Origin of the sequence: Mycobacterium sp. 4D054 (assembly GCF_052245755.1) — a bacterium.
Classification (GTDB): Bacteria; Actinomycetota; Actinomycetes; order Mycobacteriales; family Mycobacteriaceae; genus Mycobacterium.
The window spans coordinates 1-19,392 of sequence record NZ_JBQQCF010000061.1 but is presented as its reverse complement, the minus strand read 5'-3'; the positions used below and the strand labels follow the sequence as shown (position 1 = coordinate 19,392).

The window sequence follows — 19,392 nt, the reverse complement described above, 5'->3', positions numbered from 1 at the left end:
GATGCCCACCGAGCTCACCCTCGAGATCATCCGACGGCCCGACGGCGCCGTCGCTGTGGTCGCGTCCGGCGAGATCGACCTCAGCAACGTCGACGCCCTGAAGCGGACGTTGGCCACCGCGACCGCCGAGGCCGACGATTCCGGGGCACCACTGGTCGCCGACCTCGGTGCGGTCGAATATGCCGACAGCGCCGCGATCAGCGTGTTGTCCGCCCACGCCGAGCAGATCGACACCCTCATCGTCCACCCGCTACTGAGAACCGTGTTCGCCATCAGTGGGCTCGGTGAACTGATCACCATCGAGACCGCGGCGGCCGACGCGAATCAGTCGAACTGATCGAAAAGCCGGTCGAGCGCCCGTTGTTCGAGCTCGATCCACCGATCCACGTGCCGGCGAACCTCATTGACCTCATCGGGGGTCAGGTGGTGCGCACCGTCGGGAGTCATGCGGCAGACGTCCATCGGCCCGCCGACGCTCGATGAAGACGCGTCGAGCGCATCGAGCACCCGCAGTGCGGCGACCACCCCGTAGTTCACATCGCGTTCGGACATCTGAAAAGACGTCAGCAGGGCATGAGCCTGCTGGGCCATCGCCGCGCCGCTGCCGATCGACTGGAATCCGGTCTCCTCGTGATGCCCGATCAGCCCGTTGGGATCCACGTCGATGATGAACGGTGTCTCACCGACATATCCGGCGGCGAGCACATACGTCGCCGGGGTGCCGCCCGCCTTCTGCCCCGGCACGTCTGTGATGAAGCTCGCATAGTGGTGTTTGAAGATCGGCAGCACCCGGGCCTGCAGCGCATGGCCGACGTTCTTGGCCTCCAGCACCGAGTCTGCCTCGTCGGCCAGCACCTGCTCGACGTCGTAGAGCACCGCGCGGGACCCGCTGCCGCCCCACGCGGCGTGGGTGCCCAGCGCGTGCAGTTTCTGCGCCGGATAGGTCATACCGCGGCCGGGATCGGTGATTTGTGAGTCCGACGCCAGCACTACCCCGTTTGCGCACCGCAGCGCCAGAACGACAGTCACGCCATGATCGTGCCACGGCCGCCGGCGAACCCCTCCCGGTTCGTGCTTCTGTTGCTGTCACCTATGGTGGGAACACATGGATGTCTCCCTTTTGGCTTTCGAATGGACGGACACCAGTAGGCACTGGCTCATCGAGGTGCCGATCAGGATCGTCGCCTACCTCGTCGTCGCCCTGGTCATCCGCTTCCTCGTGCACCGCATGATCGACCGCGCGACCACCGCCAGGTCCCGCAAGGACCGCGCCGCCGCCGGTGACGGCGAGCGGGCCAAGACTCCGCCGCTGGTCCGCTACCTGCGCGACCGGGTGCCCTCCTCGGCCAGCAATGAGCAGGTCGTCGCGCGACGCCAGCAGCGCGCCCAGACGATCGGGTCGGTGCTGAAGTCGACGGTGTCGATCGTGCTGCTGGTCTGGGTGGTCCTGGCCATCCTCAATGTTCTCGGAGTGAACATCGCGCCGTTCATCGCGTCGGCCGGCGTGGTCGGCCTCGCGATCGGTTTCGGTGCACAGAATCTGGTCCGGGACTTCGTGACCGGGGTGTTCATGCTCCTCGAGGACCAGTACGGCGTCGGTGACACCGTCGATCTCGGCGAAGCGACCGGTGAGGTGGAGAGTGTCGGGCTGCGTATCACCACGGTCCGCGACATCGACGGCACGCTCTGGTACGTCCGTAACGGCGAGATCGCGCGCGTCGGCAACATGAGTCAGGAGTACGCCGTCGCTCGGATCGAGGTGCCCGTGGCCCTGACCGCCGACGTCGACCAGGCCGAGCAGGTCGCGATTCAGGCGGCCCACGACGCCGTGGCCGATCCCGCGCTGGCCGGCAAGGTGATCGGCGAGCCCGAGATGCTCGGTGTCCAGGAACTCTCGCCCGACCTGATCAGGCTCCGCATGACGGTGAAGGTCCGGCCGAACGCGCAGTGGGCGGTACAGCGCAAGCTCCGGCGGGCGATTCTGCGGGCCTACGACGAACACGGCATTGATCTGCCCTATCCGGGCGGCCGCGCGCAGGTCGCCGTCGGCGAGTAGCCGCGCTCAGTCCTCCGACGCGGCGCCGCCAGGTCTCACCAACCGGCCGAACCGGGAACACCCTTGAACGGACCGGCGATCGAGCTGGTGATCCAGCCGCCGTAGAAGCCCCCGGGTTGCGGCGTGACGGTCTCGCCGTTGACGGTGCAGCGGTCGACCAGCGCGGGCATCACCGCGACGGCTCCGGCGATGGCGGCGAACGGACGTGTCGGCCGTCGATAGGCCCAGGCCGCCCGCACCGCGGACACGGCAGCGGTCACCAGATCGAAATAGCTCGCCTCGCCCTTCCATTCGCACCACGACGATCCCTCGGCCGGTCGCAGTACCCCGGCCTGGAAGCAGCCTGCCGGCAGGTAATAGGTGGGCGGATGGCTGGTTTCCAGTACCCGCCACGCCTGATCGGTCGCAGCGACCGTCACACCTCCCAGTTCGACGGTGATCGAACCGCGAAAGACCTCCAACCGGGGCGGCCGCGGGTAATCCCACACCGACTCCTGGCCGGGGCGCGGCTTGTCGGGAACGGGCACAAGGCCGAGAGTAGCGGTATGGCCACCAGCGAGCGGGCGGCGTCCCGCACCATCTTCGGTCACCCGATCGGGCTGACGAATCTGTTCGGGGTCGAACTGTGGGAGCGGTTCTCCTTCTACGGAATGCTGACGATTCTCGGCTACTACCTCTACTACTCGGTGACCGACGGCGGTCTGGGTCTGCCGCAGAGCACCGCCACCGGCATCGTCGGCGCCTACGGCGGTCTGGTGTACCTGTCGACCGTGCTGGGCGGGTGGATCGCCGACCGGATCCTGGGCATGGAACGCACGGTGTTCTATGGCGGTGTGATCGTGATGCTCGGGCACATCGCGCTGGCGGTCCTTCCCGGACTGACCGGTGTCGGCGTCGGCCTGCTGCTGGTCGCCCTGGGGTCGGGGGCGCTGAAGGCCAATGCGTCCTCGTTGCTGGGCACGCTCTACGACAAGGGGGATGCCCGCGCCGACGGCGGGTTCACGCTGTTCTATCTCGGCATCAACCTCGGCGCCTTCCTGGGGCCGCTGATCACCGGACTGCTGCAGACCCGGCTCGGTTTCCACTACGGGTTCGGTGCCGCGGCCGTCGGCATGGCGCTGGGCCTGATCCAGTACGTCGTGTTCCGGCGCAACCTCGGAGAGCACGGACGGCATGTGCCGAATCCGTTGCCGCGCAGCGCCCTCGGTAGAACCGTCGGTGTGTTCGTCCTGGTGCTGGCGGTCGTCGCCGCGGCGGTGGCATTGAAACTGGTGGCACTGGCCAATTTGTCTCAGGTCACCACCGGGGTCATCGTGGTCGCGTCGGTCGTGTACTTCGCGATCATGCTCCGCAGCGACAAGGTCACCGCCCCGGAACGGATGCGGGTGCGCGCCTTCATCCCGCTGTTCATCGCCAACGCCGTCTTCTGGTCGCTGTTCCAGCAGATCTTCACCGTGCTCGCGGTGTACTCCGACGAGCGGATGAACTGGTCCATCTTCGGCTGGGTCGCGCCGTCGAACTGGATCGGGTCGATCGAACCGATCTGGATCATCGTGCTGTCCCCGTTGTTCGCGGCGATGTGGACCCGGCTGGGAAGCCGCGCACCCACCACACCGCGCAAGTTCGCCTACGGTGTGATCGGCATGGGTCTGGCGTTCCTGTGCTTTGTACCGCTGGCCGGGTTCAGCGCCGTTCCGGCCCTGCTGGTGTTGGTGGTGCTCGGCGTGTTCGCGGTGTCGGAACTGCTGCTGTCACCGATCGGGCTTTCGGTCACCACCAAGCTCGCGCCGGAGGCGTTCCGGGCGCAGATGATGGCGCTGTACTTCTTCTCCGTCGGTGTGGGGACGTCGATGTCCGGGGTGCTGGCCGGGTATTACGACCCGTCCGGCGAGGTCGTCTACTTCGGCGTCCTGGGCGGGGTGGCGATTCTCGCCGGCGTGATCGTGTTCGCCATCTCGCCGTGGATCAGCCGGCAGATGGAAGGAGTGCACTGACGGTCAGTCGGTGAGCTCCACCGTGGCGACCGAGGACAGTTCGCCGTCATCGTCGGGTTGCTCGAAAACCACGTGGGCGCTTCGGTTCCCGGCTTCGAAACTGGCGATGGTGTTGCCGAACAGCGGTCCGCTGAGGTTGCGCCACGACATGGGAAGGTCGGGGCAGCCGACGCGACGGGCCCAGCGGCGGGTCAGCCGGGCCGCACGCTGAGACCAGGCGATCTTGAAGGCCGGCTTCACCGGCGCCGGAACGTAGTTGTGCACCGGCGAGCACACGAGCTGATGCACCCGGGCGGCGGTGGACTCGGGGAAGTCGACCCGGGCCGCGTAGCTGTGGTGGACGTCGCCGGAGAGTACCGACACCGTCGCCGGCCCCCGCGACGGCTGCGACGCGGCGGCCTGGATCAGCTTCGACAGCCGCAGGAACGACTTCAGGAACGCCGGCCAGTGCTCCAGGTCGGCGGTCTGGCGGATCTTCTCGGCCAGCGCGCCGCGCCATCCGGCCCGGTTGGCGGCGAACTCGTTGATGGTCTGCAGGTCGCCGAGTGCGGGCGGCAGCAGCCAGGGCAGCGATGTCCCGATGAGCAGATGGTCCAGCTCGCCCAGGTTGTCCTGCACCTGATCTTCGAGCCAGCTGAACTCCCTGTCGCCCAACATCTTCCGGTCGCCGCTGTCGAGAATGCGGGCATTGCGGGAATCCACCATGATCAGTCGGCTGCGGCCCAGGTCCCAGCGGAAGCTGAACCGCAGCCCCTTGTCGCCGTCCACCTCGCTGTCGGCGCGGTCCGCCAACTCCACCAGATGCGACCAGCAGTCCCCGTGGGCCGCCGTCACCTTCTGGTAGTCGTCGTCGGCGTCGAGTTGCTCGGGACTGAGGTTGCCGATGTGCTGGTACACCCAGTACGACCCGAGACCGGCGCGGATCCGGTCGCGCCACCACGGTTTCTTGTTCATCTCGCGCCGCCACGCCGCCGAGGTGTTCCAGTCGTCCCGGATGTCGTGATCGTCGAAGATCATCGCGGTCGGCAGTGTCGACAGGATCCAGCGGATCTCGGGATCGCCCCAGGTGTGCCGGTAGAGCCCCTCGTACTCGGAGAAGGTGACGACCTCGTCGGGTGGGCGGCGCCGGCTGAGGCGCCGCCTGCCGCGGTGGCCGGCGAGATTGCGGCGCGCCTCGGGGGTGAGTTCGTCGGCGTACACCTGGTCGCCGAGAAGCAGCAACGCATCGGGCCATTCGCCGACGTCGGTCGCCGTCAACCGGGTGGCATAGCAGTCCAGCGCATCGATCCCCAGCTTCTCGTCCAGTTTTTTCTCGCCGGTCTTGGGATAGCGGCAGGATCCGAACACCACCCGCAGCCGGTCTTCGGTGCCCGGCCCACGGGTCCGGATCACGCTGGGCGGGAACTTCGAATCCGGTTCCGGCCACACCTTGACGCCGTCGACGAGGACGTCGTACTCGACCGTGGAGTCCGGGGTCAGATTTCGGACCGGCACCAGCGCGTAGTGGAAGCCCTGGACCTCGAAGGTCCGCGCCGTGCACCCGAGAACTTCCACCTCAGCCGGAGCGTCGGTCTGCACCCACACCTGGGCGGTGGTGTCGCCGACGTGCCGCAGCACCGGGCCGAGAACGAGAGTCACCGAACCAGCTTAGGCGCGGTAGTCGCTACCCTGTGCGGATGGTCGACACCACGGTTCGCCGGCGCGGGCCTCGTGGGGATGTCGACATCCGCGAGCTGATCCTGGACACCGCCGAGCGGATGTTCGGCGACTCCTCGATCGGGTCGGTGTCGCTACGGGCCATCGCACGGGAAGCCGGAGTCGCGAATCGCTCTGTGATGTACCACTTTCCGGCCAAGCGTGACCTGATCGCCGCGGTTGCCTTCCGCCGCTCCTGGCGCATCACCCCGGCCATCGCCGCCAACCTGGCCGCGCTCGTCGACGCGCCGGCGGAGGTGGGCGTGCGTGACGTCGTCGAAGCTCTGCTGATGCCGCATGTGACGTTGTTGCAGACCGAGCCCGTGCACGGCCTGTCGTGGTTGAAGGTCATGACGCAGCTGGCTTTCGACGACGACCCGATCTGGCGCGAGGCCCTCGACGGCGATCCCGGACTGCCGGATCTCTTCGTCGCCGCGGCGGGCCGCGCGATCCCGGGACTGCACACCCGGAAGGTTCAGCAGCGGGCGGCGCTGGCGATGTACTCGATGATCGCGGCGTTGGCCGGCGCCGATCTGGCCGCCTACCGCCGTCCGCTCGGCCCGGACGGGCTCGACCCGGAGTGGGTGGAGCAGGTGGTCGAGTTCGCGTGCGGGGGACTGCGGGGCAGCGCCGATTCCTGACCGCGAACTCCTCCCGGAATTTATTCGACTGCATTAATCTGGGTCGATGGCGGTTGAGCAGCGCGTGACCTATTGCCGTCTCTGCGAAGCTCTGTGCGGGCTGATCGCCACCGTCGAGGGCGGTCGGCTGCAGTCCCTGCAGCCGGATCCGGACCATCCGTTGTCCCGTGGCCGGGTGTGCCCGAAGGGCATCGCGTTCGCCGAGGTGCAGAACGACCCCGACCGGGTGCTGACGCCGCTGCGGCGCCGCGCCGACGGCACGTTCGACGAGGTGGGCTGGGACGAGGCGCTCGACGACATCGCGGCCCGGCTGAGCCGAATCCTCGCCGCGCACGGGGCGGGCGCGGTCGGGCAGTACTTCGGCAACCCGATCGCGTTCGGCTATGCGACCGGGATCTGGTCGGGCTTCTTCCTCAGCCGGCTCGGTGGACACCACCAGTACTCGTCGGGATCTCAGGACATCAATTCCCGCTTCGTCGCCAGCAAGCTCTTGTACGGCGCGGCCAGCCAGATTCCGTTCCCCGATCTGCCGCGCACCGACTTCCTGTTCATGCTCGGCGCCAATCCGCTGGTGTCCCATGGCAGCGGTGTGCGCACGCCGCGGGTGAAAGACGATCTGTCGGCGATCGTCGCGCGCGGTGGCCGCGTCGTCGTGGTCGACCCGCGCCGTACCGAGACCGCCCGCGCGCACGAGCACCTCGCGGTACGGCCCGATTCGGACGCCTGGCTGCTGTTGTCGATGCTGCACGTGATCTTTGACGAGGGGCTGGCCGACACCGCCGCCCTGGACGCACAGACCACGGATTGGCGGACACTGCGCGAACGTGCCCGGGCTTTCCCGCCCGAGGTCACCGGGCCGCGCACCGGCGTCGACGCGGACGTACTTCGCACTCTGGCAAGGGATTTCGCCACCGCGCGGGCGGCTGCGGCGTACGGGCGCACCGGCGCATGCCTGGGCAGGCACGGCACGCTGGTGAGTTTCCTGCTCGACGCGCTGAGCATCGTGACCGGCAACCTCGACCGTCCCGGCGGGACGCTGTTCGCCCGCGCCGTCGTGCCGTTGGAGGACCTCGGGGAGAAGGCCGGGAAGATGAGCTACGACACCGCCCGGTCCCGCGTCGGTGGCCTGCCCGAGGTGATCAGCACCTATCCGGCCACGCTGATGGCCGAGGAGATCATCACCCCCGGCGACGGACAGTTGCGGGCGCTGTTCGTCACCGCCGGCAACCCGGTGCTGACCGTGCCCAACGGTCCGATGCTCGAGAAGGCGCTCGACGAGCTCGATCTACTGGTGTCGCTGGATCTCTACGTCAACGAGACCAACAGCCACGCCGACTACATCCTGCCCGCCACCACCTTCCTGGAACGCTACGACGTGCCCTACAGCCTGGCCAACTGTTCGGCCGCGGTGTTCGCGCAGGCCACCGAACCGGTGGTGCCTGCGTACGGGCAGGCACGCAACGAGTGGGAGGTGTTCGACGAGCTGGCGCGCCGGATGGGACTGTCACTGTTCGCGACCGGCCCGCTGGAACGCTTCAACGGCGTGCTCAGTTGGCTGGACCGGCGCGGCGTCGCGCGCCTGACACCGCGCCGCCTCGTCGAGCTGTTGATGCGGATCGGCCCCTACGGTGATCGGTTTGGGTTGCGCCGCAACGGAATCAACCCTCGCAAACTGCGGGACAACCCGCACGGCATCGTGCTGTCCGAGGTCGCCCCGACCGGGATCCGTGCCGAGGCGGTCAAGCATCCGCACGGCCGGGTGGCTCTGGCTCCGGCGGAGATCCTCAATGAAATCGAGTGCCTCGGTGACCGCCATCCCGACGATCCCGCGTTCCCGCTGAGGGCGATCGGCCTGCGCGAGATCCGCTCACTGAACTCGTGGATGCACAACTGCCCCACACTGATGAAGGGCGACCGGCGCCACCGCGCCCGGATCCATCCCGCCGATGCCGCGGCCGCTGGACTCACCGACGGCGCGAGGGTGCGGGTCACCTCCCGGGACGGGGCCATCGAGACCGAGGTGCTCGTCACCGACGAGGTGCCGGCCGGGACCGTCGCGATTCCCCACGGCTGGGGGCACAGGGGCGGCTGGCAGCTGGCCAACCAGTCCGGCGGGGCGAACGTCAACGAGCTGACGTCCAACGATCCGGCCGACCTGGAGCGCCTCGCCGGCATGTCGGTGCTCAACGGCGTCGCGGTGCGGATCGAGCCGGTCGACGCCACCACGGTGGCCCCCGCCGGCTGACTCACCTGCGCCCGAACTTCTCCTTCACCAGATCGATGACCGCCCGGCTCGCCGGCGCGGGCGTGAAGGCCCGGGCCGCCGCGGTCAGCGCGTCCCGGGCCTGCCCGCTCAGCTCGATGTCAGCCGCGGCGACGTTGAACTCGAGCTGCTCCACACTCGACGCTCCGGGGATGGCCACCACGCCGGGCAGTGCGATCAGCCACGCCAGCGCAACCTGCGCGGGCTCGGCGCCGACATCGGAGGCGACCGCGCGCAGCGTCTGCAGCAACGGCTCGACCCGGCGCAGGTTCTCCGTTGCGAACAACGGGTTGAAGGCGCGCACGCCGCCGGGTCTGTTGTCCACGCCGTACTTGCCGCCCAACAGTCCCTGGGCCAGCGGGCTGTACGCGATGACGATGCGGTTGTTCTGCTCGGCGAACGGCACGAGATCGTCAAGGGCGTCCGGATGAGCCAGCGAGAAATGAACCTGGTTGCTGACGACGGGCCGGCCCAGCGCCGCGTCCGCCTTGCGCCAGCGCGCCAGCGAGTAGTTCGAGACCCCCGCAGCCCCGATCACTCCCTCATCGAGGAGGTCGCGAAGCCCCGGCATGATCACCGCGTCCGGCACCACGGGGTTGGGTTGATGCACCTGGTAGAGCGGGATGCGATCCAGCTGAAGCCGCCGGGCGCTGGCCCTCGCGCGCTGTTTGACGACGGCCGGGAACGGCGCAACCGGAAAGACCTTGGTGGCCACCGCCACCCGGGTGCGCTCGGCGCCGAGCGCCTCGCCGAGAATCCGCTCACTCTTGCCGAACCCGTAGATCTCTGCGGTGTCGAACAACGTCACCCCGAGCTCAAGTGCTCTCGCGACGATGTCCCGGGCGGCGCCCGCCGCGTAGTCGTCGCCGTAACCCCACTCGCGGGAACCGAACTGCCACGTGCCCAGGCCGATCCTGCTGACCCGCCCCACTCCGTCGACGTCGAGGTACCTCATGAAGGCAACGGTACTGGCGGCGCGGCGGTAGTTCGAGGTCGGAAACGTCCAAGAGTTTGCTGACGCAATGGTAAGTTCGGCTCGCTACGCCAACGCTGGGGGTCAACGTGGACCGGTGCCCGAAAACACCGAACGGTTCTGTGCGCGGTCTGTACTCCGGCGTGGTGCTGGTCGGCCTCGGCTTGGGCATGGCCGCAGGTCAAGGGGTGGCGACGGCCAGCCCGGCCGAGTCCTCGGACTCGGTGGCGGCTGCGTCCTCGAACGCCTCGCCGTCGGCGCGCGACGACGAGAGCACCGACACCGACGAGAGCACCGACACCGACCCGGACGACGCAGAGGATCCGGGCGACACAGGGGATCCGGACGACGCAGAGGGCGCACACGACCCTGACATCGCAGACGATCTCGACGGTGTCGATGCCACGGACGCCGACGGCGACGAGCCGTCGCAGCGCCCGGTCGCCCGCTCGGACGACGCTGCCGGCCACCAGCCGGACGAGACCGAGGAGACCGAAAAGGCTGTCGAGACCGACGCGGCCGGTGACACCGACACGGCGGATGCCGAGGCGACGTCCTCCGCGACGTCCTCCGCGGTGGCCGGGAGTGCCGGTGCGTCCGCCGACCTGCGCACGCCGGTTGCTTCGCGGCCCGTCACGGTGGAGACCATCGTCACCGACGTCCTCACCTGGATCGGACTGCCCACCCGTGCCGACGACGGCCGCGACCCGCAGACTCCGGTCTCGGCGCTCGTGCAATCGCTGTGGCTGGCGGTGCGCCAAGCCCAGTACACCTGGAACAACCAGCGTCCCGTTGCCGCCGTCACCACATCGGGACCGGGTCCCGACGGCGCAGTCACCGGCGCCCTCAACGCGACCGACTTCGACGACGCAGTGCTCACCTACACCGTCGTCACCGGGCCCGTCCACGGTCGGATCGTCCTCGACGCCTCCGGCGGCTTCACGTACACACCGGGCGCGTCGGCGGCCGGCCGTGCGGACAGATTCACCGTCAAGATCGACGACACCGCCGGCAACCCGTTCCATGTGCACGGGCTGCTCGGCTTGCTCGGCATCACCGGGCCCACCGTCGTGACCGTCACCGTCGCTGCGAATTCTGCTGTGACAGAAGGATTTCCGTCGGGACTTGGTGTCGACGAGCTTACGGCGCGCGACGGTGTGGCGGTAACCCCCGGCCGCGACGGCGGTGTCAGCATTATCGACGGCCGGTTCACCGACGCGCTGGTGGTCAACGCCGGCGATGCCGCTGCGGTGTTGAACTCGCTGGCGCCGGCGCTGGGTGCCACGGCCGGCTTCGCCGCCCCGGGGGCCATCACCGTCAGCACCGTCGGCAAGGGGGACACCGCCGAGCACTTCTACCGATTCACTGAGAAGCTGGGTCCGGTCCAGGTTCTCGGTAGCGAGGTGATCCTGGTGACCAACGCCGCCGGCGAGGTCACCAGCGTGTTCAACTACTACCGCGGGCTGGGGGAGGGCTTCGACATCACCCCCGACGCCTCGGTCGACGAGCACATCGAGGTGCGGCTGATCGCGAGTGCGGCCCACCTCGGGGCGGCCGCCGAATCCCGCGCCGTCCGAAAGTTCCTGAACGCGAGCGCATTCGCCGAGGAGCTGGTCGTCTACACCGACGACGACGGGACCTCCAGCCTGGTGTGGCGGGTAGCGGTGGTGGTGCGCGACACCGGTGAGCTGTCGCCGTCGGGGACGACTTACCTGATTCACGCCGACGGCGCGTCGGCCGGTGCGGTCATCGTGTCCTCGGCCGACGCCCACGCCGCGACGTCGATCAGTTTCGCCAAGGACTGGCTCGGCCAGTCGCGTCTTTTCACCATCGACACCCGCAAGGTGTGGTGGCTCCGGACGTACCAGCTGATCGACAAACCCCGCAACATCACCACCTACCGGACCACCTACACGCTGTTCGGGTTGGGCAATCCGCAGCTACCGGGTTCGGTGGTCAAGCGCGGCCTGTTTGGGTGGGACGCCTCGGCGGTGTCGGCGCACGCCAACATGGCGCAGGTCTACGACTACTTCGAGGACGTACTCGGGCGAAAGTCGTTCGACGGCAAGGGCGCCCTGGTCTCGGTCAGCATCCGGTACAACCCGCGGATGTCGACCTCCGGCTACGCCAACGCGTTCTGGGACCCCAACCGGCAGTTGTTCGCGTTCGGCGACAGCGGATACCTGCAGGCCGGCCTGGACGTCGTGGCCCACGAGTTCGCGCACGCGGTGACATCCCATGTGGTCGGCGGCGGCGGTCCCGTGCTGGACTTCGACGAACCCGGCGCCCTCAACGAGGCTTTGAGCGATATCTTCGGCGTGCTGGTCGAGGGCAAGACCGGGGCGGACCGCTGGCTCGTCGGGGAGGACTCCGCGCTGGGCGCCGTGCGCGACCTCGCCGATCCGACCTCGATCGGAACCGTGTACGGGCCGCACCGGGACCGCTACAGCCAGCGGTACCGGGGGGAGGGCGACGACCGCGGTGAGCACGTCAACAGCACGATCTTCAGCCACGCCGCCTACCTGATGATGACCGACGCGGCCACCGGTGCGGTCACCGACGAGACCTGGGCGAAGGTGTTCTACCATTCGCTCGGGCGGCTGAGCAGCACCGCCAGGTTCGTCGACGGCCGGGCCGCGGTGCTCAGCAGCGCCCGCGGCCAGGGGCTGACCGACACTGAGCTCGCGGCCATCGCCCGTGCCTTTGACACCGTCGAGATCTACGGTGCGGCAACGTCATCGGCTGTCGCCGTCTGAACTGTCGACCAGCACCGCGCCGTCGGGACGGTCGCCGAGGGTCTGCAGGCCGATCGGGCCGCCGCACGCGGTCAGTCGGATGATATCGGCCAACTGGCCCGGCGCGTCACACTGCACGTAGTGATCGGCGCCCGGGATCACCCAGTAGCGGTTGGTGCCGGGCTTCGGCTTCAGATAGTGCTGCCAGACGTGGTTGGCCACCCGCAACGGGGCGACGCCGTCGTGCAGGCCCCAGATCAGCGACGTGTCGACGTCGAGGGTGGACAGCCGCTCTAGCCAGCCGGTCTCGTCGGCGGCCCGCTCGTGAAGGTACCTCACGGTGTCGGGCAGCACGCCGATTCCGTCGTTGACGGCGAAACAGCTTGCCAGCGCGGCGATCTCGTCGTCCTGGAGAGAGCGTCGGGGCATGAAAGTGGTCGCTCCCAGGCCGGCGGCGAGCATTTCGGGCGTCGTCGCCGCAGCTGTGGCACGTCCGGTGGCGTCGTCGAGCAGGGCCACCTGGAACGCCGTCAGGTTGGCCAGCGGCAGATAGACGTTGGCGTTGGTGATGAACACGTCGGCCGGCGCTGCGCCGGCGTCGGCGAGCATGCCCAGCGCGATCATGCCGACGCTGCTGCCCCGATCATGGGTGATCATCCGGTAGTCGCCGAGGCCCCACCGCTCGGTGATCGCGTGAACCAGCAACCGCGCGTCGTCGTACAGCGAATACACATACGGAGATGGCGGCTTGCCGGACAGGCCGTATCCGGGGAAGTCCAGTATGTGGATGTCGAACTCGTCGGCGAGTTCGACGGTCAACGCGTGATAGTCGATACCCGAGGTGGGGAAGCCGTGCACACAGACCAGCGCGGGCGCTCCCGGGGTGCCGCACCGGCGGCTGAACACCTCGACCTCGGCGCCCGCGTTCGCCGGTGTGGTGGAGGCCCAGGTGAAGCGCGTTGCATGGCGCCGCCATTCGGTGAAGATGTCCACCCGTGAAAAGCTAGACGCCGGGTCGTCGTCCAGGAGGTGTTTTCGGTGCCGCCCAGTCCGGGATCGCGCGATTCACTGCGCAACGTGGTGGCGCTGTCGGCGCCAGTCGGGCTCGCGTTCATCCCGCTGGGCATGGCGCTGGGATTCCTGGTGGTGCATGCCGGTCTGGCGTGGTGGTGGGCCCCGGTGTTCGCGGCGGTGATTTATGCGGGGTCGCTGGAGTTCCTGATGGTGCAGCTGGCCGCGACTGCCGCGCCCATCGCCACCGTGGCGCTGACGACGTTCGTGGTGAACTCCCGGCACGTGTTCTACGCGCTGTCGTTCCCCCTCCACCGGGTCCGCGGTGTGCTCGGCAAAATGTATAGCACCTACACGCTGTCCGACGAGGCGTACGCCGTCGGGGTCAGCCCGGAGGCGCGGACATGGTCCACGCGGCTCATCTTGTTCATGCAGTTGTGTTTTCACTTGCTGTGGGTTTCCGGGGCGACCCTGGGCGGTCTGCTCGGCGAAGCCCTGCCGATCGAAAGACTGGTCGGGCTGGACTTCGCGCTGACCGCGCTGTTCATCGTGCTCGGCATCGATGCGTACCGCCAGCGGCCCGATCCCGTCACCGCGGCCGTGGCGGCGGCGTGTGCGATCGTCGCGTGGTTGACGGTGCCCGGACAGATGCTGATAGCGGCGTTCGCCGCGTTCGCAGGTGTGCTGCTGGTCCGGATGATATTGCAGCGCAAGGCCGACCGTGCCTGACAACCGCTACATCGCGGTGCTGGTGGCGGTCAGCGCGGCGGTGACCTGGGCCCTGCGTGCACTGCCGTTCGCGGTGCTGGCCCCGATGCGGCACAGCCGGGTGGTCAAGTACCTCAGCGTGCACATGCCGGTCGGGGTGATGCTGATCCTGGCGATCTACACCGTGCGCACGGTCGCCGGTGACACACTCACCCAGCTCGTCTGGCTTACCGTCGCCGTCGTTGTCACCGCCGGCCTGCATCTGTGGCGAGGCCACGCCCTGCTCAGCATCCTGGTCGGGACTGCGTGCTACGTGACGCTGATGTCGGTGTGGGGGTGAGGTCGGTCGGTCGACTGGAGATAGGCGACCAGCGCGTTGGTCAATCCGCGACGGGCGACGTCGAGATCGGCGAACGAGCCGAGTTGACGCTCGGACACCAGCCCGCGCATCGCCCCTGGGATCAGGGTGGCGACCTCGCGCACCCGCTCGGGATCGACACCCAGGCCGGCGAACGCGTTCCGGCAGATCTCCAGCCATGACCGACCCCAGGAATGCAGTTCGGCGGCGGTCTGTGGATACAGCCGCCGCAGTTCGGCGGGGTCACGCGGCAGCGCGGCGCGCAGGTTCTCGATCGCGCGCGAATCGGGCGCTGCCAGGCCGTCATACAGCGTATCGATGATGCTCGCCACGCGGTCACGCAGCGGGGCGGCTGTGTCGACAGCGGCGAACACGTCGGCCCGGCGCTCAGCGGTGCGGTGCAGCACGGCCGCCCAGAAGCCGTCAGCATCCCCGAACTGATACTGCACCGCGCCCCAGGTCGCGCCGATGTCCTTGGCGATGCGGTTCGCCGACACCGATCCGGGCTCACCGGAGGCCAGCGACTTCAGCGCCGCTTCGAGCATGTTGGCCCGAGTCGCCTGCCCGCGTCGGTTTGGGCGCCGCTCGGGTGCTGCCGCCTTGCTCATGGAAGGAGCATACCGAAAGTTTCGTAGAACCTACTATGCTTTTGTCGTCCGCTGTTCTATCCTCACCGCATGGCCAAACCGCCTCTGTCGATGAAGCCGACCGGCTGGTTTCAGGTCGCCTGGTGCGACGAGATCGGCATCGGCGACGTCCACACGATGAAGTACTTCGACCAGGAGATGGTCGCCTGGCGTTCGGAATCCGGCCAGATCACCGTGATGAACGCCTACTGTGAACACCTCGGGGCGCATCTCGGTTTCGGCGGTACCGTGCAGGGCGAGGTGCTGCAGTGCCCGTTCCACGGCTGGCAGTGGAATCAGCAGGGCCGCAACGTCTGTATCCCGTACGAGGACCGACCCAACCGGGGCCGTCGCATCAAGACCTACCCGGTGATGGAACGCAACGAGTCGGTGTACATCTGGCACGACATCGAGAACCGCGAGCCGTTCTTCGACGCCCCGGATGTCTTCGCCGACTTCAAGGACGGCTCGGGTGTCGAAGACTACTACCCGCAGCAGCGGTTGTTCGAACAGGGCCTGGAGATGCACCCGCAGTACGTGCTCGAAAACGGCGTCGACTTCGCGCATTTCAAGTACGTGCACGGCACACCTCTCAATCCGATCTTCACCCGCCACGACTTCGACGAGCCGATCTCCTATGTCGACTTCACCATCACCTTCGAAGGCGACGACGGTCAGCGCATCGAGGACGTCAACAGCGGTGTCGAGGCCATCAACGGCGGACTCGGCATCGCGGTGACCAAGAGCTGGGGGATGATCGACAACCGCACGATCTCGGCGATCACGCCCGTCGACGAATCCACCTCCGACGTGCGGTTCATGGTCTACATCGGCAGACCGAAGGGGGAGGTGCGCGACCCCGAGCGCGCCCGGGTCAAGGCCGAGGAATTCGGCGCCGAGGTGATCCGTCAGTTCCGCCAGGACATCCACATCTGGGCGCACCAACGCTATTCGGATCCGCCGGCGCTGGCGAGTTCCGAACTGGAAGGGTTCACCGCTATCCGCGAGTGGGCCAAGAAGTTCTATCCCGACGGCAGAGGCGGCAGCGCCGCCGAGCTGGCCGCCAAATCCGCACTCTGACATCTGAAAGGCTGCCATGACGATCAAGGTTTTCCAGGTTGCCACCGGCAACGTCGGCTCCGAGATGATCAAGCGAATCGCCGACCGGCCCGATCTCGAACTGATCGGGGTGCACTGCTACTCGCCCGAGAAGGTGGGCAGGGACGCCGGTGAGCTGGCCGGCCTGGCGCCCAACGGCGTCATCGCCACCGGCTCGGTCGAGGAGATCATCGCGGCCAAGCCCGACGTGCTGACCTTCCACGGGGTTTTCCCGGACGAGGACCTCTACGTCAAGGTGCTCGAGGCCGGCATCAACATCGTCACCACCGCCGACTGGATCACCGGCTGGCACCGCGACCGCAATCACCCGCACCCGTCCGGTAAGCCGGTCAGCCAGTTGCTCCAAGAAGCCTGCGAGAAGGGCGGTTCCACGTTCTACGGCACCGGCATGAACCCGGGCCTGAACCAGATCCTGGGGGTGGTGTGCTCCGCCGACGTCTCCGAGATCGAGAACGTCACCACCATCGAGTCGGTGGATGTGTCCTGCCACCACTCCAGGGACACCTGGATCGAGGTCGGTTACGGGCAGCCCGCCGACGACCCGGAGATCCCGGGAAAGCTGGAGAAGTACACCCGTGTGTTCGCCGACAGTGTGTACATGATGGCCGACTGCTTCGATCTGACCCTCGACGAGGTGAAGTTCAGCTATGTGCTCGGCGCCTGCACCAAGGACGTCGACCTCGGCTGGTACCAATTGCCCAAGGGATCGTTGGGCGGCAACTACATCAAGTACCAGGGCATGGTCGACGGCGTGCCCCGCGTCGAGACGCACCTGGAATGGCAGATGACCCCGCACACCGATCCGAGCTGGGATATCAAGGGCTGCTACATCACTGCGATCAAGGGCGACCCGAACATCTACAACAAGCACATGATCTTCCCGAAGCCCGGCGTCGATCTGTCAGACCCCGCGAACTTCGCCTCGATCGGCATGACCGTCACCGGAATGCCTGCGTTGAGCGCGATCTCGTCGGTGGTGGCCGCCCGGCCGGGCATCATCACCTCGGCCGATCTGCCGCTGCGCGGCTTTGCCGGACGGTTCAAGCTGTAGACACTACTCCTCCGTGGTGGCGGCGGAGCCCCGGTTGTCGGTCTCGGTGTTTCGCGCGGTGGTCTCGGTGGTCTGCTCGTCGTCGGAGTCGTCGGCGTCGTTGTTTTCGGTGGTCTCCTCCGCCGTCCCTTCAGCCGTCTCCTCGGCCGATTCGTCCGCCGGCTCCCCGGCGGACGTCTGGCCTGCGTCCTCGGTCCCAGCTGGGGCGGCACCGGCCGTGTCCTCGTTCTGCTTCTCGGCGTTGGTGAATCCCGCGGCCACGGAATCACCCTCTACCGCAGCTGAATCGGCCGATTCGTCGATTGCGTCGTCCTCTGGTGCCGCGCCGTCGTCGGTTCCCGCTGTCGCGTCATCGTCGGCCGTGACCACGTCCGCGGAAGCCTCTGCGGAACCGTCGGTCGGCGGAACGTAAGGAACCGGGACGACGAGATCGCGGCCCGGCTGCGGAGGCAGCGGACGCCGCCATCCGGGGACATACTCAGACGGCGGGCGGTCAGGTAGAACCACGATCGGCGGCAGTCCCGGGACATGGAGATAGAGCTCGTCGGCGACAACCCAGACGGCGGCGAGGACGACATCACGGGCGAAGTCACCCAGGTTCGTGAAGAATCCCTCACCGCGAAGAACGTCGGTGCCGTTGAAAACCGCACTCGCCGAGATGCTCTCGACGAAGTTGAACCCGACGTAGAGCTGCTTGCCGACGTAGCCGAGCTGGTTGGCGAACGGGGTGAACACGGTGCGCACGTCGGTGCGGAAGTCGATGAAGTCCTCGTCGATCCGGTCCGCGGTCGAGAGCGTGTCGTCGTCCGCGATCGTCGGGGCCGCGGCCTGCGAGCCGTCGCGGTGGGACGCGGTCGCTTCCGGAGCGAACACCCAGGGCCATGGGGACAGCGGCCGTGACGACGCGGTCAGATTGACAGCTGCGTCAGTATCTAGATTGCTGGCTACCGGTCTCGGTGGGGCGATAGGTGTAGCCATGATGGTGGCTCCGGCGAGTGCTGCCACCGCCAGCGCGGCGCCCGATTGCAGGTGAAGACCCATTAGTTCCCCCAGTTTGGATGTCTCCGGTGAGGGCAATGTAGCACCATCGTGTGCCCATCGAAAGAGTCAGTGTCTTTGCTGTATTTCAGCTTTAAAGGTTGCTGCGAGCACTTTCAAGGAAGACTGCGCAGTGTCAGGGGAAGCTCGTCAAGTCGTCGCACCAGCAGGCCGGGCAACCACCGGGCAGGCCCGCCCGACTCGATCAGCGCGGTGTGCCGCAGCAGGTGCTCGATGACCACCTTCGCCTCAAGCCGCGCCAGCGCGGCGCGTTGCCGACCCGATCAGGGCGGTGCCTGCGCCGGCCAGTGTGGGTTCGTCCACTCGCCCCTGGAGCACCTGGGTGCTGGCATACGCCCACGCCCAGATCCGGTTGGCCACCGCAGCCATCCATTCCACGGGTCTGCCGCGAGGCACCTGTCGCCACAGCGCACCCATCGTCGTTTCGACGAACGTCTCGAGGTCGCGGATTCGCCTGGCGGCCAGCTGCGGCACCAGCATCTGGCGGTGCAGGGCGTGTGCGGGGTCATCTGCGGTGGCCAGTGCAGTCGTGCACTGTTCGCGGGCCACGATCTACCGGCATGTCGGTGCGTCAGGCGGAGCGGATCATCGCGACGGTGCGCTCCGCCGTAACCGGTCTCAGCTGGAACGGATCCGGACTGACCCGATCGGCCAGACATGGCTGAACTCGGCGTAAGGGGGAGTTGACGTGGATCGGCCGGTCGGCGGTTCCGCCCGCGCTGGCGGCCGAACTGACCGGTATCGACGACGACGATCCGCAGGCCGCGCAGTGGATCGTGCGTGTGGTGCTGGCGCTGTTGTTCTAGCCGGTGGACGATCCGGTAGCCGAACGAGAGATGCTGCAGCGGTGCCTGATTCAGTAATCCTGAGCCCGTCGCGGGGCGGGGGTCTCGGATTTTGGTGCGTCATCGTGTCAGTGCTGCCTGCCATAATCGAAGGTATGTTCGAGGGTGTCGAGCCGCGGGAGCTTATCGAGGCGATGGGTTCGGCGGCGCGTGCCGAGTCGGCGGCGATCGCGCAGCGGCTTGAAGCTGTGGCTGTGTTGTTCCACTGTCGCCAGCGCGATTACGCCGATGCCGGCTTTCATCACACCGACGTGTATG

At 67.6% G+C, this 19,392-nt stretch carries 20 protein-coding genes; 11 read left to right on the top strand and 9 right to left on the bottom strand.

The features are described from left to right. The first annotated feature begins 1 nt into the window (after window position 1). Window positions 2–337, top strand: coding sequence for an STAS domain-containing protein (locus tag ACTWP6_RS27015; RefSeq protein ID WP_260754038.1), 336 nt, complete (start codon window positions 2–4; stop codon window positions 335–337). On the opposite strand, the gene ACTWP6_RS27010 is transcribed toward ACTWP6_RS27015, so the two are convergent. Next, the gene (locus ACTWP6_RS27010) at window positions 325–1,029 is read right to left on the bottom strand and encodes a proteasome protein (RefSeq protein WP_260754037.1); all 705 of its coding nucleotides are present in this window, start codon (window positions 1,027–1,029) and stop codon (window positions 325–327) included. The genes ACTWP6_RS27015 and ACTWP6_RS27010 overlap by 13 nt on opposite strands. A 76-nt stretch (window positions 1,030–1,105) precedes the next feature. Here ACTWP6_RS27010 and ACTWP6_RS27005 point away from each other — a divergent pair, with 76 nt between their 5' ends. Further along, window positions 1,106–2,056, top strand: a complete 951-nt coding sequence (locus ACTWP6_RS27005) for a mechanosensitive ion channel family protein (protein WP_260754035.1) — start codon at window positions 1,106–1,108, stop codon at window positions 2,054–2,056. Between the two features lie 35 nt (window positions 2,057–2,091). On the opposite strand, the gene ACTWP6_RS27000 is transcribed toward ACTWP6_RS27005, so the two are convergent. Then, window positions 2,092–2,583: a DUF427 domain-containing protein gene (locus tag ACTWP6_RS27000; protein ID WP_260754034.1), complete on the bottom strand. Its 492-nt coding sequence runs from the start codon at window positions 2,581–2,583 to the stop codon at window positions 2,092–2,094. An 18-nt stretch (window positions 2,584–2,601) separates the two neighbouring features. On the opposite strand from ACTWP6_RS27000, the gene ACTWP6_RS26995 reads away from it, so the two are divergent. Continuing rightward, window positions 2,602–4,050, top strand: coding sequence for a peptide MFS transporter (locus ACTWP6_RS26995; protein WP_260754033.1), 1,449 nt, complete (start codon window positions 2,602–2,604; stop codon window positions 4,048–4,050). 3 nt (window positions 4,051–4,053) lie between these two features. On the opposite strand, the gene ACTWP6_RS26990 is transcribed toward ACTWP6_RS26995, so the two are convergent. Further along, on the bottom strand, window positions 4,054–5,688 hold the full coding sequence (locus tag ACTWP6_RS26990) for an alkaline phosphatase D family protein (RefSeq protein ID WP_260754031.1): 1,635 nt from the start codon (window positions 5,686–5,688) through the stop codon (window positions 4,054–4,056). Window positions 5,689–5,726: 38 nt separating this feature from the next. On the opposite strand from ACTWP6_RS26990, the gene ACTWP6_RS26985 reads away from it, so the two are divergent. Together ACTWP6_RS26985 and ACTWP6_RS26980 are read left to right on the top strand one after the other, a co-directional pair. Then, complete coding sequence (locus ACTWP6_RS26985; protein WP_260754027.1) at window positions 5,727–6,386, top strand: TetR/AcrR family transcriptional regulator; 660 nt, start codon at window positions 5,727–5,729, stop codon at window positions 6,384–6,386. A 46-nt stretch (window positions 6,387–6,432) separates the two neighbouring features. Further along, entirely contained in the window at window positions 6,433–8,631 is a 2,199-nt protein-coding gene (locus ACTWP6_RS26980; protein WP_260754026.1) for a molybdopterin-containing oxidoreductase family protein, read from the top strand. A 1-nt stretch (window position 8,632) separates the two neighbouring features. On the opposite strand, the gene ACTWP6_RS26975 is transcribed toward ACTWP6_RS26980, so the two are convergent. Then, window positions 8,633–9,604 carry an aldo/keto reductase gene (locus tag ACTWP6_RS26975; RefSeq protein WP_443189325.1) on the bottom strand — a complete coding sequence of 324 codons (972 nt, stop codon included), beginning with the start codon at window positions 9,602–9,604 and terminating at the stop codon, window positions 8,633–8,635. 140 nt (window positions 9,605–9,744) lie between these two features. Between ACTWP6_RS26975 and ACTWP6_RS26970 the strand changes: the two genes are divergently transcribed. Next, complete coding sequence (locus tag ACTWP6_RS26970) at window positions 9,745–12,378, top strand: M4 family metallopeptidase (RefSeq protein ID WP_443189324.1); 2,634 nt, start codon at window positions 9,745–9,747, stop codon at window positions 12,376–12,378. Here ACTWP6_RS26970 and ACTWP6_RS26965 read toward each other — a convergent pair. Then, window positions 12,358–13,350 (bottom strand): alpha/beta fold hydrolase, encoded by a 993-nt coding sequence (locus tag ACTWP6_RS26965; protein WP_443189323.1) that lies wholly within the window; start codon window positions 13,348–13,350, stop codon window positions 12,358–12,360. The two genes, ACTWP6_RS26970 and ACTWP6_RS26965, sit on opposite strands and share 21 nt — an antisense overlap. Before the next feature lie 45 nt (window positions 13,351–13,395). Here ACTWP6_RS26965 and ACTWP6_RS26960 point away from each other — a divergent pair, with 45 nt between their 5' ends. Together ACTWP6_RS26960 and ACTWP6_RS26955 are read left to right on the top strand one after the other, a co-directional pair. Then, window positions 13,396–14,097, top strand: coding sequence for an AzlC family ABC transporter permease (locus ACTWP6_RS26960; protein WP_260754019.1), 702 nt, complete (start codon window positions 13,396–13,398; stop codon window positions 14,095–14,097). Further along, a complete protein-coding gene (locus tag ACTWP6_RS26955; protein ID WP_443189322.1) occupies window positions 14,090–14,416 on the top strand; it encodes a branched-chain amino acid transporter permease in 327 nt (108 codons plus the stop codon). The genes ACTWP6_RS26960 and ACTWP6_RS26955 overlap by 8 nt, the downstream gene beginning before the upstream one ends. Here ACTWP6_RS26955 and ACTWP6_RS26950 read toward each other — a convergent pair. Continuing rightward, entirely contained in the window at window positions 14,386–15,042 is a 657-nt protein-coding gene (locus tag ACTWP6_RS26950; RefSeq protein ID WP_443189321.1) for a TetR/AcrR family transcriptional regulator, read from the bottom strand. The two genes, ACTWP6_RS26955 and ACTWP6_RS26950, sit on opposite strands and share 31 nt — an antisense overlap. Before the next feature lie 69 nt (window positions 15,043–15,111). Between ACTWP6_RS26950 and ACTWP6_RS26945 the strand changes: the two genes are divergently transcribed. Together ACTWP6_RS26945 and ACTWP6_RS26940 are read left to right on the top strand one after the other, a co-directional pair. After that, window positions 15,112–16,140 carry a Rieske 2Fe-2S domain-containing protein gene (locus tag ACTWP6_RS26945; protein ID WP_443189320.1) on the top strand — a complete coding sequence of 343 codons (1,029 nt, stop codon included), beginning with the start codon at window positions 15,112–15,114 and terminating at the stop codon, window positions 16,138–16,140. A 16-nt stretch (window positions 16,141–16,156) separates the two neighbouring features. After that, window positions 16,157–17,230, top strand: a complete 1,074-nt coding sequence (locus ACTWP6_RS26940; protein ID WP_443189319.1) for an NAD(P)H-dependent amine dehydrogenase family protein — start codon at window positions 16,157–16,159, stop codon at window positions 17,228–17,230. A 3-nt stretch (window positions 17,231–17,233) separates the two neighbouring features. Here the strand turns inward: ACTWP6_RS26940 and ACTWP6_RS26935 are convergent, their stop codons facing one another. The 3 genes from ACTWP6_RS26935 to ACTWP6_RS26925 form a co-directional block, all read right to left on the bottom strand. Continuing rightward, window positions 17,234–18,103: a hypothetical protein gene (locus tag ACTWP6_RS26935; RefSeq protein ID WP_443189318.1), complete on the bottom strand. Its 870-nt coding sequence runs from the start codon at window positions 18,101–18,103 to the stop codon at window positions 17,234–17,236. A gap of 281 nt (window positions 18,104–18,384) precedes the next feature. Next, on the bottom strand, window positions 18,385–18,510 hold the full coding sequence (locus tag ACTWP6_RS26930) for a hypothetical protein (protein WP_443189317.1): 126 nt from the start codon (window positions 18,508–18,510) through the stop codon (window positions 18,385–18,387). Window positions 18,511–18,517: 7 nt separating this feature from the next. Beyond that, a complete protein-coding gene (locus tag ACTWP6_RS26925; RefSeq protein WP_443189316.1) occupies window positions 18,518–18,838 on the bottom strand; it encodes a hypothetical protein in 321 nt (106 codons plus the stop codon). Between the two features lie 134 nt (window positions 18,839–18,972). Between ACTWP6_RS26925 and ACTWP6_RS26920 the strand changes: the two genes are divergently transcribed. Next, complete coding sequence (locus ACTWP6_RS26920) at window positions 18,973–19,095, top strand: hypothetical protein (protein ID WP_443189315.1); 123 nt, start codon at window positions 18,973–18,975, stop codon at window positions 19,093–19,095. Window positions 19,096–19,392 lie beyond the last annotated feature (297 nt).